Here is a 13,069-nt window from a genome sequence, read left to right on the forward strand (position 1 = left end):
GGTGACGGTACTGGGAACCGGGGCGATGGGGGCCGGGGTGGCGGGGTCGCTGCTCCGCGAGGGCCACGAGGTGACGGTGTGGAACCGGAGCGCCGACCGGGCCGCCCCGCTCGGCGAACACGGCGCGACCGTCGCCGTTGATCCGGCCGCAGCGGTCGCCGACGCCGAGGTCGTCCTGCTCACCCTGTTCGACACCGAGGCCGTGCTGGACGTGCTCGAGGCGGCGGCGGGTGACGCCCCGACGGACGCCGTGTGGGTGCAGGCCTCGACGATCGGGGTCGCCGGCACCGAGACCGTCGTGCAGCTCGCAGGCAAGTACGGCATCACGCTCGTCGAGGCGATGATGCTCGGCACGAAGGCGCCGGCGGAGCAGGGGAAGCTGACGATGCTCGCCGCGGGACCGTCCGACGTCCTCGACCGGATCGACCCCGTGCTCGACGCGATCGGTGCGAAGACGGTCCGTGCGGGCGACGAAGTCGGTGCGGGCACGGCGCTCAAGCTCGCGGCCAACGCCTGGATCGCGTCGATCACCGCGGCGACCGGGCAGTCCCTCGCCCTCGCGGCGGCGCTCGGCCTCGACCCGGCACTGTTCCTGCAGGCGATCGAGGGCAGTGCGAGCGACTCGGCGTACGCGCACACCAAGGGCAAGTCGATGATCGCGGGGGAGTTCCCGGCGCAGTTCGCCCTCGACGGCCTCCGCAAGGACATCGGGCTCATCACCGACGCAGCACGGAGCGAGGGGGTCTCGACGGTCCTGCTCGAGGCGCTCGGCCGGGTGTACGCGGACGCCAGCGCGGCAGGGCACGGTGGCGACGACATCGCGGCGGTCGGGACCGCGTTCTAGCGACGCCCGGCTACCGGCGCCGGAACAACCGTCGGACCGCGTTCGTCAGCCGTCCGACGGTCTCGTCGTTCATCGTGTTGGCGAGGTCGAACGCCTCACGCGCGGGGTCGGCGCCCGCGTGGATGCGCCGGAGTGCTGCGTCCGCCCGGGCCCGTGCATCGAGTTCCGCGAGGGGCATGTCGTCCTCGGGGTCGTGCGGTGCGGGCGTGTGACCGTGCGGACCCGTTCCTGCCATGGGAGCAGGCTACGCGGAACGTCCGTGACGGGAGTCCACGTCGTCGACCGCTCGGACCATCTGGTCGAGGAACGCGACGATCACCGCCATCTCGTCGCCCGAGAGGCTCTCAGTCGCCTCGATCGCGCGGGAGTCGAGCTGGTCGAGGACCCGCATCACGTCGCGCATCGACGCACCGGTCGCAGTGAGGATCACGCCGCGGCGGTCGTTCGGGTCCGCGTGGCGCTCGACGTGCCCGCTGCGGACGAGTCGATCGACGAGTGCGGAGGTCGACGCCGCGGTGATCTCGAGCTCCTCGGCGAGGTCCTTCGCGTTGACCGTGCGTCCGGCCTTCTCGGCGTCGAGGAGCACGCGGAGCGCGAGGAGGGCGTTCTCACCGATGCCGAGCGACTCGCGGGCCCGGCGTTGTGCGGAGCTCTCGGAGGTCCGGTACCGGCGGAGGGCGTTGAGGACGTCCACCGAGTCGACCCGGGATTCCCCGTCGTACCAGTATCCCGTGGCACTGCTCATCACCTCGGAAGTCATGTCGACAATGCTAGAGGCTCTAGTTAGTTTGTCTAGCGAGTGCGTGGATCGGCCGACTGCAACACCCGTGACGCGGCGACGAAACACTCCGGCAATCCCCGGTCAGTAGGTTCACGACATGCAGGAGCCGACGTGCTGAGCCGACTCGCGGGGAGCGTCTTCCACGTCGGGAACGCCGTCGAACGCACCGACGTCGTCGCCCGGATGCTCGACGTCTACGTCGCGCGGGGTGAACCGGCCGGTGTGGACCAGGACCGGGCGGTCGCAGCCGAGCTCCGCTCCGTCGTCGGTGCGGCCGGTCCGGCGAACGACCCGGACCGGGCGTCGACCATCGACTCGATCGCGCTCGACCGGCACGACCCCGCCTCGATCGCGTCGGCCGTGGCGGTCGCGCGGGACAACGCCCGGCGTGCTCGTGACGTCGTCTCGACCGAGCTCTGGGACTGCCTCAACGTCACCCGCTCCCGGATGCCGCGCAAGGTGTCGGCCGATCGGGCGCACGAGTTCCTCGGGTGGGTCCGGGAGCGCAGCGCCCTGGCCATCGGGGTCGTCGAAGCCGATGCGAGCCGCGACGAGGTGTGGGAGTTCTTCACCCTCGGTCGGTCGCTGCAGCGGTGTGCTGCGACCGCTCGGCTGCTCGCCTCGGGGTTGCTCGACCCGGAGTCCGGGTCGTCGTGGGCCACGGCGCTCCGGGCGTGCGGGGCCGGCGAGGCGTTCCAGCGCGGTCGTGACCACCACACGCTCGGCCCCGAGGACGCCGCCGCGTTCCTGCTCCTCGACGAGCACAGTCCCCGGTCGCTCCGGTTCCTCGCGCGCCGCACGGACGAGTGCCTCGCCGACGTCGCGCCGTCCTGCATCGAGGACGAGGTGCGCGCGTTCGCGGCGACGCGGGAGGACCTCGAGGCGGTCTCGGAGGACACCGCGCTCCTCGTGGCACGTACCGCGGGCCAGCGGCTCGCGGTCGCGGCCGACCGGGTCGTCGCGGCGCTCGACGAGCGCGTCTTCGCGGAGACCGAGCCGGCGCGGTAGGACGCGACCCATCCGCGGTCGGACGCGACCCGTCCGCGGTGGGACGCGACCCGTCCGCGGTGGGACGCGACCCGTCCGCGGTGGGACGCGACCCGTCCGCGGTGCGACGCGACCGACGGGCGGACCGGAGGCGCGGTGCGGGGCCGCCACGTGCCTCCAGGCCCGGTGGGTGGCCCAGTCAGACGGCGCTGGAGCGGTTGGCGACCGCCTCGTCACGTTCCAGGTCGTGCCGGAGTGCCGCGCGCGAGGCGCGCGTCCCGACCACCGGCATCGCGTGCGTGATCGCCAGGTGGAGCCGGGTGTCCGCGTCGTACCGCACCCGGAACCGCTCGTGGCGGATGAGCCAGACGAGGGCGATCGCGAGCGCCACGAACCCGGAGGTCGCGCCGACGCCGATGGCCCATCGCGGGCCCCAGGCGTCGGCGACGGCTCCGACGATCGGGGCGCCGATGGGGGTGCCGCCGGCGAAGATCGCCATGTACAGCGCCATCACGCGGCCACGCATCGCGGGCTTCGTCGTGGTCTGCACCAGGGCGTTGGCCGTCGTCATGAAGGTCAGGGACGCGAGCCCGACGAACACCAGGACGATCGCGAAGGTCCAGTACGTCGGGGCGACGGCGGCTGCGGCGCAGGCGATCCCGAAGCCGGCGGAGGCGATCACGAGGGTGCGCATCCGGGGGCGGTCCCGCCGCGCGGAGAGCAGTGCGCCGGCGACCGAACCGATCGCCATCACCGAGTTGAGCAGACCGAACTCGCCCGCGCCCTTGTGGAACTCGACCCGGGCCATCGTCGAGGTGAAGATCGGGAAGTTCACGCCGAACGTGCCGACGACGAAGATCATGCAGAGCACGACGATGATGTCGGGCCGGGTCCGCACGTAGTGGATCCCGGCGAGGATCTGCCCCTTGCCGCGTTTCGCCCGGATCCGGTCGGCGAGCTGGGACGGGTCGACGAAGCGCAGCGCGATGAGGACGGCCAGGAACGAGGCCGCGTTGATGACGAACACCCAGCCGGAGCCGATCGCGGCGATGAGGACGCCGGCGACCGCGGGGCCGACGAGCCGTGCGGCGTTGAACGACGCGGAGTTGAGCGCCACGGCGTTGGCGACGTTCTCCCCCTGCACGACGTCGGAGACGAAGGTCTGCCGGATCGGGGTGTCGAACGCGGCGACGATGCCGAGCGCGAGGGCGAACCCGTAGAGGGACCAGATCGTCGCGGTGTCGGTGAGCACCAGGATCCCGAGGCCGAGCCCGAGTGCGCCCATCAGCCCCTGCGTGAGCATGAGCATCTTGCGCCGGTCGAACCGGTCGGCGGCGAGGCCGGTGAGGGGGAGGAGCAGGAGCTGCGGGCCGAACTGCAGCGCCATCGTGATGCCGACCGCGATCGCGTCGTTGTCGGAGAGCTTGGTGAGGACGATCCAGTCCTGGGCGGTGCGCTGCATCCAGGTACCGACGTTGGAGACGAGGGCTCCGGCGAACCAGATGCGGTAGTTGTGGGTCGACAGGGAGCGGAACATGGCGGTCACTGCTGGGCCAGCCTCCTCATGATCTCGGTGGCGTCGGCGAGGGTCTGGCGCTCGGCCTCGGTGAGGTCGGCGAGGCGCGGGGTGAGCCAGCCGTCCCGACGGCGACGGGTCTCCTCGACGAAGGCGGCGCCGGCCGGGGTGGCTCCGAGGAGCACCTTGCGGCGGTCGTCGCCGTGTCCGTCCTTCGAGACCAGTCCACGCTCGAGGAGCACGGCGACGGTCTTCGTCATCGAGGGCGGGGTGACGCCGTCCTGCCGGCTGAGGTCGGCGAGGGACATCGATCCGTCGCGGTGCAGGCGGGCGAGGGCGGAGAACTGCGCGTCGGTGACCGTGGTGTCGGCTTTCTGCCCGCGGAGGGTCCGGGACAGCCGGTTCACCGCGATCCGCAGGTCGGTCGAGAGGGAGACGTCGTTCACGATCACCAGTCTAACTGATTAGCTCAGCGAACGAACCAGTTTGCGGGTGTAGTCTGCGCTTAGACAACAGGTGTTGCCAAGAGAGAAGGAGAACATGTCCGAGTTCGAGGGCAAGGTCGCCATCGTCACCGGTGGTGGCAGCGGTATCGGGGAGTCCATCGCGAAGGAGCTCGCCGCCGCGGGCGCGAAGGTCGTCGCGACCGACATCAAGCTGGACGCCGCACAGCGCGTCGTGTCGGAGATCGAGGCAGTGGGAGGCACCGCCGTCGCGTTCGAGGCGAACTCGGCCCTCGCCGCCGACAACGAGCGGGCCGTGCAGTTCGCGGTCGACACCTACGGGGCACTCCACCTCGCCGTGAACAACGCCGGCATCGGCGCCGCACCGCAGCCCATCGGCGAGTATGACATCGCCGCGTGGGACCGTGTCCGTGCGGTCGACCTCGACGGTGTGTTCTACGGCCTCCGGTACGAGATCCCCGCGATGCTCGCCTCCGGTGGTGGCGCGATCGTGAACATGTCGTCCGTGCTCGGCTCGGTCGGCATCGCGCAGAACGCCGCGTACGTCGCCTCGAAGCACGCGCTCGTGGGCCTCACGAAGGTCGCCGCGCTGGAGTACACCGCCCAGGGCGTCCGCACGAACGCGGTCGGCCCGGGCTTCATCGACACCCCGCTCGTCCGGGCGTCGCTGTCCGCCGAGGCACTGTCGGCGCTCGAGTCCGAGCACGCCGCGAAGCGTCTCGGCACCGACGCCGAGGTCGCCGCGCTCGTGCTGTTCCTGCTGAGCGACAAGGCCTCGTTCATCAGCGGCAGCTACCACCTGGTCGACGGCGGCTACAGCGCCCACTAGGGCCGTTCCGCGCGTAGAGGGTCGTTCCGCGCGTAGGGGGTCGTTCCGCGCGTAGGAAGCGGAATCGCTCGTAGGAGGACGGAAATTCCTGCCTCCTATGCGCGATTCGGCTTCCTACTGCGCGTGCGATGGGCAGGAACGTCCGGACTGGAGGCGCGGATCGCGCGAGCCGACCTGCTCACGTGGGTCGCGCCTCCAGTCCATTGCCATCGCTGCTCACGAAGCACAGCGCCGGCGCCCGCCCGCCGCGCAGGCGCGCGCACACGCGGATCTGGGAGGATCGAGCCGTGCCCACCTTCTCCGCAGCACGAGGCGACGCCTCGTTCACCGATGCCCACGGCGTCGAGATCGTCTACTCGACCTGGCGTGCGGCGCGGCCGAAGGGCATCGTGCAGATCGCGCACGGGGTGGGCGAGCACGGGCTCCGGTACGAGCCGCTCGCGCAGGACCTCGTCCGCGCCGGGTACACCGTCCACGTCAACGACCACCGTGGGCACGGTCGCACCGGCCTCGGGCAGTGGGACGGCGACCACAGCAAGCTCGGACGCCTCGGACCCGGTGGGCTCCGCGCAGCGATCGCAGCCGTGGAGCAGATGACGGCGGTCGCGCGCGCGGACACCCCCGGCGTCCCGCTCGTGCTCGTCGGACACTCGTGGGGCTCGCTCATGGCGCAGCGGATCGTGAACACCTCGTCGGAGTCGTACGACGGCGTGGTGCTCTCCGCGACCGCGTACCGGCTGCCCGGGTGGATGAACAGCGGCGACCTCAACGCCCGGCACGCGGGGTCCGGGCCGACGAAGTTCGAGTGGCTCACCCGTGACCGGTCGATCATCGAGGCGATGTCGGTGGACCCCCTCGCGGTCGAGGCCGACGTCATCGGGCTCTTCGGGCTCGCGGACACGCTGCGCCTCCTCGGGGTCCCGCGGCGCGGCATCCCGCACGACCTGCCGATGCTGCTGCAGGTCGGGTCGGAGGACCCCCTCGGCGGCCCCCGGTCCGTCGAACGGCTCGCGCAGGCCTACCGGCGTCGGGGCGGACTCACCGACGTCTCGGTGCGGGTGTACGAGGGAGCCCGGCACGAGGTCTACAACGAGACCAACCGCGCCGAGGTCGTCGCCGACCTGGTCGGGTGGCTCGACCGGGTCACGTCGCGCTGACGCGACCACCCCACAGCCTGGAGGCGCGTGGCGGCGCCGCCACGCGCCTCCGGCCGTCACCGCTGCAGTCCGGAATAGGGTTGCCCCATGCACGGTGAGTACAAGGTCCCCGGGGGCAAGCTGGTCGTCGTCGACCTCGAGGTCGTCGACGGCGTCATCCAGGAGTTCCGACTGGCGGGGGACTTCTTCCTCGAACCCGACGACGCGCTCCCGCTCATCGACCAGGCCGTCAACGGCCAGCCGGCGACGACGGACGCCGCGGGCATCGCCGCCGCGGTCCGTGCCGCGCTGCCGGCGGACGCCGTGCTGCTCGGCTTCACCCCCGAGTCCGTGGGAGTCGCCGTCCGCCGGGCGCTGTCCCGCGCCTCGACCTGGCGCGAGTACGACTGGGAGATCGTCCACGAGGGGCCGATCAGCCCGAACGAGCACCTCGCGCTCGACCAGGTCCTGACGGAAGAGGTCGGTGCCGGTCGCCGCGGCCCGACCCTGCGCATCTGGGAGTGGAACCAGCCGGCCGTCGTCATCGGGTCGTTCCAGTCCCTCAAGAACGAGGTCGACCCGGACGGCGCGGCGAAGTTCGGCGTCGAGGTCGTCCGACGGATCTCCGGCGGCGGCGCGATGTTCATGGACGCCGGCGCCGTCATCTCGTACTCGCTCTACGTCCCGACCGACCTCGTGCAGGGCATGACCTTCGCCGACTCGTACGCCTACCTCGACGAGTGGGTGATCGAGGCGCTGAAGTCGCTCGGCATCGAGGCGTACTACCAGCCGCTCAACGACATCACCTCGACCAAGGGCAAGATCGGCGGCGCCGCCCAGAAGCGCCTCGGTACCGGGGCACTGCTCCACCACGCCACCATGAGCTACGACATGGACGGCGAGAAGATGGTGCAGATCCTGCGCATCGGACGCGAGAAGATGAGCGACAAGGGGACGACCAGTGCCGCGAAGCGCGTCGATCCGCTGCGTTCGCAGACCGGCCTGACCCGCGCGGAGATCATCGACCGGCTCATCGGCACCTTCACCCGGCTCTACGGGGCGCACGAGGGGCACGTGACCGAGGCCGAGCGTGCCCGGGCGCAGGAGCTCGTGCGGACGAAGTTCCAGACGCAGGAGTGGCTCGAGCGCGTCCCCTGAGCGGGGAGCGGCCGAGCGTCAGGAACGTGGTCGGCCGAGCGTCGGGAACGTGGTCGGCCGCCCGGGGAGGGGGTCCCGAGCGGCCGCACATCCAGTGTGGACATCGTCCTGAAGAACCACATGTGCGGATCACGAGAATCCCCCGCGCGGCTGATGTCGACCCCGACGGCCCGACGTAGCCTCGTCAGCGTGAACTGGTTGATCCTCCTGGGGGCGGTGGCCGCCGCGGCCGTCGTGATGTGGATCGCCGATCGCGTGGGGTGGATCGACCTGTCGAACAAGTCCACACGCAGCGGCGGATCCGGCGGCGTGATCTCGATGATGGACGAGGTCTTCGCGCCGACCCGTCACGAGACGCAAGCGGCGTACGAACGGCAGTCGCGCCTCCCGAAGGAGGCCCCGACACCGGCAGACGACGACCACGACCTGCTCAGCGGGACCGTGCTCATCAGGGTCCCGGCGGTGCGCGGCGCCGGCCGGCACGAAGCGCGCGCCGGCACGCACGACCGCAGCTACTGACGGCCGCCGGCTGACGCGCGGCTACTGACGGCCGCCGACTGACGCCCGCTCGCGTCAGCGGGTCGTGAGCTCCTGGTAGTCCGGGTGCCGCTCGAGCCACGCCGCGACGTAGCTGCACTGCGGCACGACGCGCAGCGAGCGCGATCGGACGTCGTCGAGCGCGTGCTCGACGAGGATCGACGCGTGCCCGCCCCCACGGTGTGCCGGATCGACCTCGGTGTGCACGAAGCGGATCTCGTCGCCGCCGACCTCGTACGCCGCGAAGCCGATCACCTCGCCGTCCTCGACGAGGGAGTACTGCTGCTTGTCGGTGTCGTTGCGGACCTCGGGTGCTGCCATGGCGGCGAAGATACCCCCGCGGCCGCAGGGCAGGCTGTGCGACGGCGTGCACCAGAATGGACGCGTGCAGCGCGGAGACGATCGTGGCCCGGACCGGGTGGTCCTCGGCGACAACCTCGATGTGCTCCCCACCCTCGCCGACGGGTCGTTCACGCTGGTCTACCTCGATCCGCCGTTCAACACCGGCCGGTACCAGCGCCGGCACGCGAGCGCGGCGGTCGCGACCACGGACGACCTGAGCGAGTCGCCACCCGCGGCGCCCCGAGCCCGCCCCGAGACCCGCGTCACCGGCTTCCGCGGGCGCACGTACGAGCGGATCCGCGGCGACCTCATGCGTTTCGACGACCGCTTCGACGACTACTGGTCGTTCCTCGAGCCCCGGCTGCTCGAGGCGTGGCGGCTCCTCGCCGCGGACGGCACCCTCTACCTGCACCTCGACTACCGCGAGTCCCACTACGCGAAGGTCCTGCTCGACGCACTGTTCGGCCGGGACGCGTTCCTCAACGAGATCGTCTGGGCGTACGACTTCGGCGCGAAGTCGCGGTCACGCTGGCCGACGAAGCACGACACGATCCTCGTGTACGTGAAGGACCCGTCGCGCTACTGGTTCGACTCCGCTGCCGTCGACCGCGAGCCGTACATGGCTCCCGGCCTGGTCACCGCCGAGAAGCGGGAGCGCGGCAAGCTCCCGACCGACGTGTGGTGGCACACGATCGTGTCGCCGACCGGCCGCGAGAAGACGGGCTACCCGACGCAGAAACCCGAGGGTGTGCTGCGGCGGATCGTCCAGGCGTCCTCACGCGAGGGCGACTGGGTCCTCGACTTCTTCGCCGGCAGCGGCACGACGGGTGCGGTCGCCCAGGCGCTCGGCCGGCGGTTCGTCCTGGTGGACGACAACCCCGTCGCGGTCGACGTGATGCGGAAGCGGCTCCCCGCGGCGTCGTTCGAGGTCGTGGAACCGCCCGCCGCCTCCGCGGTCTGACGCAGGCGGGTGAACGGACTGGGTCTCGACGGGTGGTCGGCTACTCGGCCGAGTGGCGGCCGTGCGCGTGCTCGTCCGGCCTGGAGGCGCGGCTTGGGTCCGCCCCGTCGGCCGGGGTCACGCCCGTGGTCTCGGCAGCCGCAGCGTCCGCGGTCGGATCCGTCACCGTCACCGCCGCAGCGTCCGCGGCCGGATCCGTCACCGCCGCAGCGTGCGCGGCCCGGGTGCGGATGGCGCCGGTGGTCACCGGCGGCTCGTCGACCGGTGCGGCCGCCGAGTGCGCGCCGTGCGTGGTCGCGTTCGGGAGCGGTGCACGGGTGTCGCCGGTCGACGCCGTGCTGGCAGCCCCCGTCGCCGGAGCGGGGGACGCGCCGGACGGTGCGGTCGTGGCGGGGGAGGCCGTGCCTCCAGGCCCGGTCGTCCCGACGGCGGAACCGGCTGGACGGGGCTGCGACGCCACGTCCGGCGAGGTCGGCGCGACCGCCGTCGAGCCGGTGTCCGGCGAGACGAGCGAGCCGGTGCCGGCCGCAGCCGACTGCGCCTCGACGGACAGCCGGTCGGCGTCGTCCTTGGCGGCGTTCGCCTGCTCCTGCAGGGCGGAGACCTTGCGGAGCGGCGGCACCCGGAAGAACCAGGTGAGGACGAACGCGAGCAGGATCACGGCGAGGCCGACCCAGTAGACGACGACGGCGGAGTCGCTGAAGCCGACGAGGAACGGTCGGGTGAGACGCTTGTCGGCCCCGTTGAGGAACGACGTGTCGCTCGTCGCCGAGCTGGACGACGAGTTCGCACTCGAGTCACCGCTCTTGAGCTGCTTGACGAGCGTCGGAGCGACCTCGTCGACGACGTTCGAGCGCTGGTCGGCGTTCGAGTAGTCGACCTGGAGCGTGCCGTCGACGACGTCGGCGTTGGCCTTCGCCGCCGCGGCCTCGAGCGCCTGCTGCTCGGCGGCGGGCTTCGCCGCGGCGACCTGCTGCGCGATGACCGCGGGGGCCGAGGCGGCGGGGACCCGGCCGGCGGCGACCTGCTGCTGGACCGCCGCGGTGACCTGCTTCGTCACGGCGGCGTCCGCGGCCTCCTTGGCCTGCACGGCGCCCTTGTTGAGGCCGTCCTGGACGTTCTGCTTCACCGGGTCGACGATCTTGTCCCAGATCTGGTTCATCACGCCCTTGTTGTCGGACGCGTTCGCGACCGACGGGGTGAGCGCCGCGTTGAGGGCGGGCTTGAGGTCGCTCTCGTTCTGCATCGCGGTCGTGATGTTCGTCGGCATGAGCGTGAACAGCACGGACAGCAGCACGGCCGTGCCCATGGTGCCGCCGATCTGGCGGAAGAACGTGGCCGCACTGGTCGCGACACCGATGTCCCGCGGGCTGACGGAGTTCTGCGCCGCCAGGGTCAGGGTCTGCATGAGCTGCCCGAGCCCGAGGCCGATGCCGAACATGCCGAGCATGAGGAACCAGAGCGGACGGTCGGCGGTCAGGAACGTGAGGACGGTGAAGCCGATGGCGGTGAACGCCGTGCCGGTGATCGGGAAGACCTGGTAGTTGCCGGTCCGGGAGATGATCTGGCCCGACGCGATCGAGGAGATCATCAGGCCGAGCACCATCGGCAGCATCGCGAACCCGGACTCGGTCGGGGTGACGCCCTTCACGATCTGCAGGTAGAGCGGGATGGTCAGCATCGCGCCGAACATGCCGAAACCGACCAGGACGGACAGCACCGCGGACATCGAGAACACCCGCGAGCCGAAGAGCTTCAGCGGCAGGATCGCGTCGTCCTGCATGGCGCGTTCGACGAGGATGAACGCGATGAGCCCGGCGGCGCCGATGCCGTAGCAGGCGAAGGCGCCCGCGGAGCTCCACCCCCACTCGCGGCCCTGCTCGGCGATGAGGAGCAGCGGGACGAGCGTGACGATGACGAGGGTCGCCCCCCACCAGTCGATGCGGGGCTTGCCGCGGTCGCCGAACTTCGGCAGGTGCAGGAACGTCAGCACCATGAACAACGCGATGATGCCGATCGGCACGTTGATCAGGAAGACCCAGCGCCAGCCGGAGATGAACAGCAGCTCGCCCGACCCGGCGAACACACCGCCGACGAGCGGGCCGATGACGCTCGAGATGCCGAAGACGGCGAGGAAGTAGCCCTGGTACTTCGCGCGCTGACGGGGAGCGAGCATGTCGCCCATGATCGCGAGCGGCAGGGACATCAGGCCACCGGCGCCGAGACCCTGCAGGGCGCGGAACCCGGCGAGCATGAGCATCGACGTCGAGAACGACGCGGCGAACGACCCGACGATGAAGATGCCGATCGCGGTGAGGAACAGCGGGCGTCGGCCGAAGATGTCCGACAGCTTGCCGTAGATCGGCGTGGTGATCGTCGAGGCGATGAGGTAGCCCGTCGTCACCCATGCCTGCTGGTCGAGCCCGTGCAGGTCGTCGCCGATGGTGCGGATCGCCGTACCGACGATGGTCTGGTCGAGGGCGCCGAGGAACATGCCGGCCATCAGGCCGTAGATCACCAGCAGGATCTGCCGGTGGTTCATCACGGCGTTCGACGAGGTCGTCGGAGCCGCGGGTGCGGTCGCGGTCTGGGTCATGTGCAGGATCTCCCGAAAACTTTGCGCTGGCTGCAAAGTTACAACTGCCGCAAGGTGGACGTTCGTGTCGGAGCGGGTTCCTGAGTGGATCGGCAGCACCGGCGGCGGATCAGTAGGGTCGCCGTCATGAGCACGCCCGACGCCGTCACAGTACGCCCGAGTGCACTGCCGGGTTCCCGGCCCGCCGTCATCGTGCTGCCCGGTGGCGGGTACGAGGAACACGGACGGGCGAGCTCCGAACCGATGGCGGACTGGTTCGCCGGCGTCGGGGTGCACGCCGCCCTGTTCCGGTACCCGCTCCGGACGCCGGACCTCGACGGGCCGCTGCACCCCGCACCGATCGACGCGACCCGGCGGGTGTTCGCGTGGCTCCGCGACGGAGCGCCCGGGGCCGGGGTGACGGTGGACACCGAGCGCATCGGGGTCGTCGGCTCGAGCGCCGGCGGACACCTCGCCGCGTGCCTGGCGAACGGGATCGACGACCCCGCGCTCGACCGTCCCGCGTTCTGCGTCCTCAACTACCCGGTGATCAGCATGGAAGCCCCGACCCGCCCGCGACCCCTCGTGGGCCTGCTCGGGGACGCGCCGAGTTGGCGGGAGCGCCGGGAGCTGTCGATGGAGACCCGGGTCGACGCCCGCACGCCGCCGACGTTCGTGTGGACGACGGCCGACGACCGGATCGTCCGTGCCACGAACACGCTCGCCTACGCGGACGCGCTCGTCCGGAACGAGGTCGACGTCGAGGTGCACGTCTTCCCGCACGGTCGGCACGGTCTCGGCACCGCGGTGCGCGAGCCGCACACGTCGCAGTGGACGCGGCTCTGCGAGAACTGGCTGCGGTACCAGCGGGTGCTGACGGACTGAGGCGATCCGCGCCTCCAGGCCGGTTCCGTGGCACCCGCAGGACTTGGCGGACTG

The 13,069-nt window shown here is 71.2% G+C and carries 14 protein-coding genes; 8 read left to right on the plus strand and 6 right to left on the minus strand.

Going from position 1 to position 13,069, the window contains the following annotated elements; translation table 11 throughout:
* Position 1 precedes the first annotated feature (1 nt).
* A complete protein-coding gene (locus tag DEJ28_RS03525; RefSeq protein ID WP_111116769.1) occupies positions 2–844 on the plus strand; it encodes an NAD(P)-dependent oxidoreductase in 843 nt (280 codons plus the stop codon).
* Positions 845–854: 10 nt separating this feature from the next.
* On the opposite strand, the gene DEJ28_RS03530 is transcribed toward DEJ28_RS03525, so the two are convergent.
* Both DEJ28_RS03530 and DEJ28_RS03535 read right to left on the minus strand, forming a co-directional pair.
* Positions 855–1,079, minus strand: a complete 225-nt coding sequence (locus DEJ28_RS03530) for a hypothetical protein (RefSeq protein ID WP_111116707.1) — start codon at positions 1,077–1,079, stop codon at positions 855–857.
* 9 nt (positions 1,080–1,088) lie between these two features.
* Positions 1,089–1,604, minus strand: a complete 516-nt coding sequence (locus DEJ28_RS03535) for a MarR family winged helix-turn-helix transcriptional regulator (protein WP_258368183.1) — start codon at positions 1,602–1,604, stop codon at positions 1,089–1,091.
* A 132-nt stretch (positions 1,605–1,736) separates the two neighbouring features.
* On the opposite strand from DEJ28_RS03535, the gene DEJ28_RS03540 reads away from it, so the two are divergent.
* On the plus strand, positions 1,737–2,633 hold the full coding sequence (locus tag DEJ28_RS03540; RefSeq protein WP_181433801.1) for an alpha-E domain-containing protein: 897 nt from the start codon (positions 1,737–1,739) through the stop codon (positions 2,631–2,633).
* Between the two features lie 178 nt (positions 2,634–2,811).
* Here DEJ28_RS03540 and DEJ28_RS03545 read toward each other — a convergent pair whose 3' ends face one another.
* Positions 2,812–4,149 carry an MFS transporter gene (locus DEJ28_RS03545; protein ID WP_502866963.1) on the minus strand — a complete coding sequence of 446 codons (1,338 nt, stop codon included), beginning with the start codon at positions 4,147–4,149 and terminating at the stop codon, positions 2,812–2,814.
* A gap of 5 nt (positions 4,150–4,154) precedes the next feature.
* The gene (locus DEJ28_RS03550) at positions 4,155–4,574 is read right to left on the minus strand and encodes a MarR family winged helix-turn-helix transcriptional regulator (protein WP_181433802.1); all 420 of its coding nucleotides are present in this window, start codon (positions 4,572–4,574) and stop codon (positions 4,155–4,157) included.
* Between the two features lie 94 nt (positions 4,575–4,668).
* On the opposite strand from DEJ28_RS03550, the gene DEJ28_RS03555 reads away from it, so the two are divergent.
* From DEJ28_RS03555 to DEJ28_RS03570, 4 genes are all read left to right on the plus strand, one after another.
* A complete protein-coding gene (locus tag DEJ28_RS03555; RefSeq protein WP_111116712.1) occupies positions 4,669–5,421 on the plus strand; it encodes an SDR family NAD(P)-dependent oxidoreductase in 753 nt (250 codons plus the stop codon).
* Between the two features lie 287 nt (positions 5,422–5,708).
* Positions 5,709–6,578 carry an alpha/beta hydrolase gene (locus DEJ28_RS03560; protein ID WP_111116713.1) on the plus strand — a complete coding sequence of 290 codons (870 nt, stop codon included), beginning with the start codon at positions 5,709–5,711 and terminating at the stop codon, positions 6,576–6,578.
* A gap of 87 nt (positions 6,579–6,665) precedes the next feature.
* A complete protein-coding gene (gene lplAB, locus DEJ28_RS03565; RefSeq protein WP_111116714.1) occupies positions 6,666–7,715 on the plus strand; it encodes a lipoate-protein ligase LplAB in 1,050 nt (349 codons plus the stop codon).
* Between the two features lie 189 nt (positions 7,716–7,904).
* On the plus strand, positions 7,905–8,234 hold the full coding sequence (locus DEJ28_RS03570; protein ID WP_146248897.1) for a hypothetical protein: 330 nt from the start codon (positions 7,905–7,907) through the stop codon (positions 8,232–8,234).
* A 54-nt stretch (positions 8,235–8,288) separates the two neighbouring features.
* Here DEJ28_RS03570 and DEJ28_RS03575 read toward each other — a convergent pair whose 3' ends face one another.
* The gene (locus tag DEJ28_RS03575; RefSeq protein WP_111116716.1) at positions 8,289–8,573 is read right to left on the minus strand and encodes a GNAT family N-acetyltransferase; all 285 of its coding nucleotides are present in this window, start codon (positions 8,571–8,573) and stop codon (positions 8,289–8,291) included.
* A 64-nt stretch (positions 8,574–8,637) separates the two neighbouring features.
* Here DEJ28_RS03575 and DEJ28_RS03580 point away from each other — a divergent pair, with 64 nt between their 5' ends.
* Complete coding sequence (locus DEJ28_RS03580; protein ID WP_258368184.1) at positions 8,638–9,555, plus strand: DNA-methyltransferase; 918 nt, start codon at positions 8,638–8,640, stop codon at positions 9,553–9,555.
* Positions 9,556–9,595: 40 nt separating this feature from the next.
* On the opposite strand, the gene DEJ28_RS03585 is transcribed toward DEJ28_RS03580, so the two are convergent.
* Complete coding sequence (locus tag DEJ28_RS03585) at positions 9,596–12,151, minus strand: MDR family MFS transporter (RefSeq protein WP_111116718.1); 2,556 nt, start codon at positions 12,149–12,151, stop codon at positions 9,596–9,598.
* Positions 12,152–12,277: 126 nt separating this feature from the next.
* Here DEJ28_RS03585 and DEJ28_RS03590 point away from each other — a divergent pair, with 126 nt between their 5' ends.
* Positions 12,278–13,015, plus strand: a complete 738-nt coding sequence (locus DEJ28_RS03590; protein ID WP_111116719.1) for an alpha/beta hydrolase — start codon at positions 12,278–12,280, stop codon at positions 13,013–13,015.
* Positions 13,016–13,069 lie beyond the last annotated feature (54 nt).

It is taken from the genome of Curtobacterium sp. MCPF17_002 (assembly GCF_003234115.2).
In the GTDB taxonomy this organism is placed as follows: Bacteria; Actinomycetota; Actinomycetes; order Actinomycetales; family Microbacteriaceae; genus Curtobacterium.

Excerpts from the sequence above, each read along its gene's own strand:
- DEJ28_RS03530 (WP_111116707.1), bottom strand. The coding sequence starts at position 1,079 with ATGGCAGGAACGGGTCCGCACGGTCACACGCCCGCACCGCACGACCCC.
- DEJ28_RS03535 (WP_258368183.1), bottom strand. The coding sequence starts at position 1,604 with ATGACTTCCGAGGTGATGAGCAGTGCCACGGGATACTGGTACGACGGG.
- DEJ28_RS03545 (WP_502866963.1), bottom strand. The coding sequence starts at position 4,149 with ATGTTCCGCTCCCTGTCGACCCACAACTACCGCATCTGGTTCGCCGGA.
- DEJ28_RS03555 (WP_111116712.1), top strand. The coding sequence starts at position 4,669 with ATGTCCGAGTTCGAGGGCAAGGTCGCCATCGTCACCGGTGGTGGCAGC.
- lplAB (WP_111116714.1), top strand. The coding sequence starts at position 6,666 with ATGCACGGTGAGTACAAGGTCCCCGGGGGCAAGCTGGTCGTCGTCGAC.
- DEJ28_RS03575 (WP_111116716.1), bottom strand. The coding sequence starts at position 8,573 with ATGGCAGCACCCGAGGTCCGCAACGACACCGACAAGCAGCAGTACTCC.
- DEJ28_RS03585 (WP_111116718.1), bottom strand. The coding sequence starts at position 12,151 with ATGACCCAGACCGCGACCGCACCCGCGGCTCCGACGACCTCGTCGAAC.
- DEJ28_RS03590 (WP_111116719.1), top strand. The coding sequence starts at position 12,278 with ATGAGCACGCCCGACGCCGTCACAGTACGCCCGAGTGCACTGCCGGGT.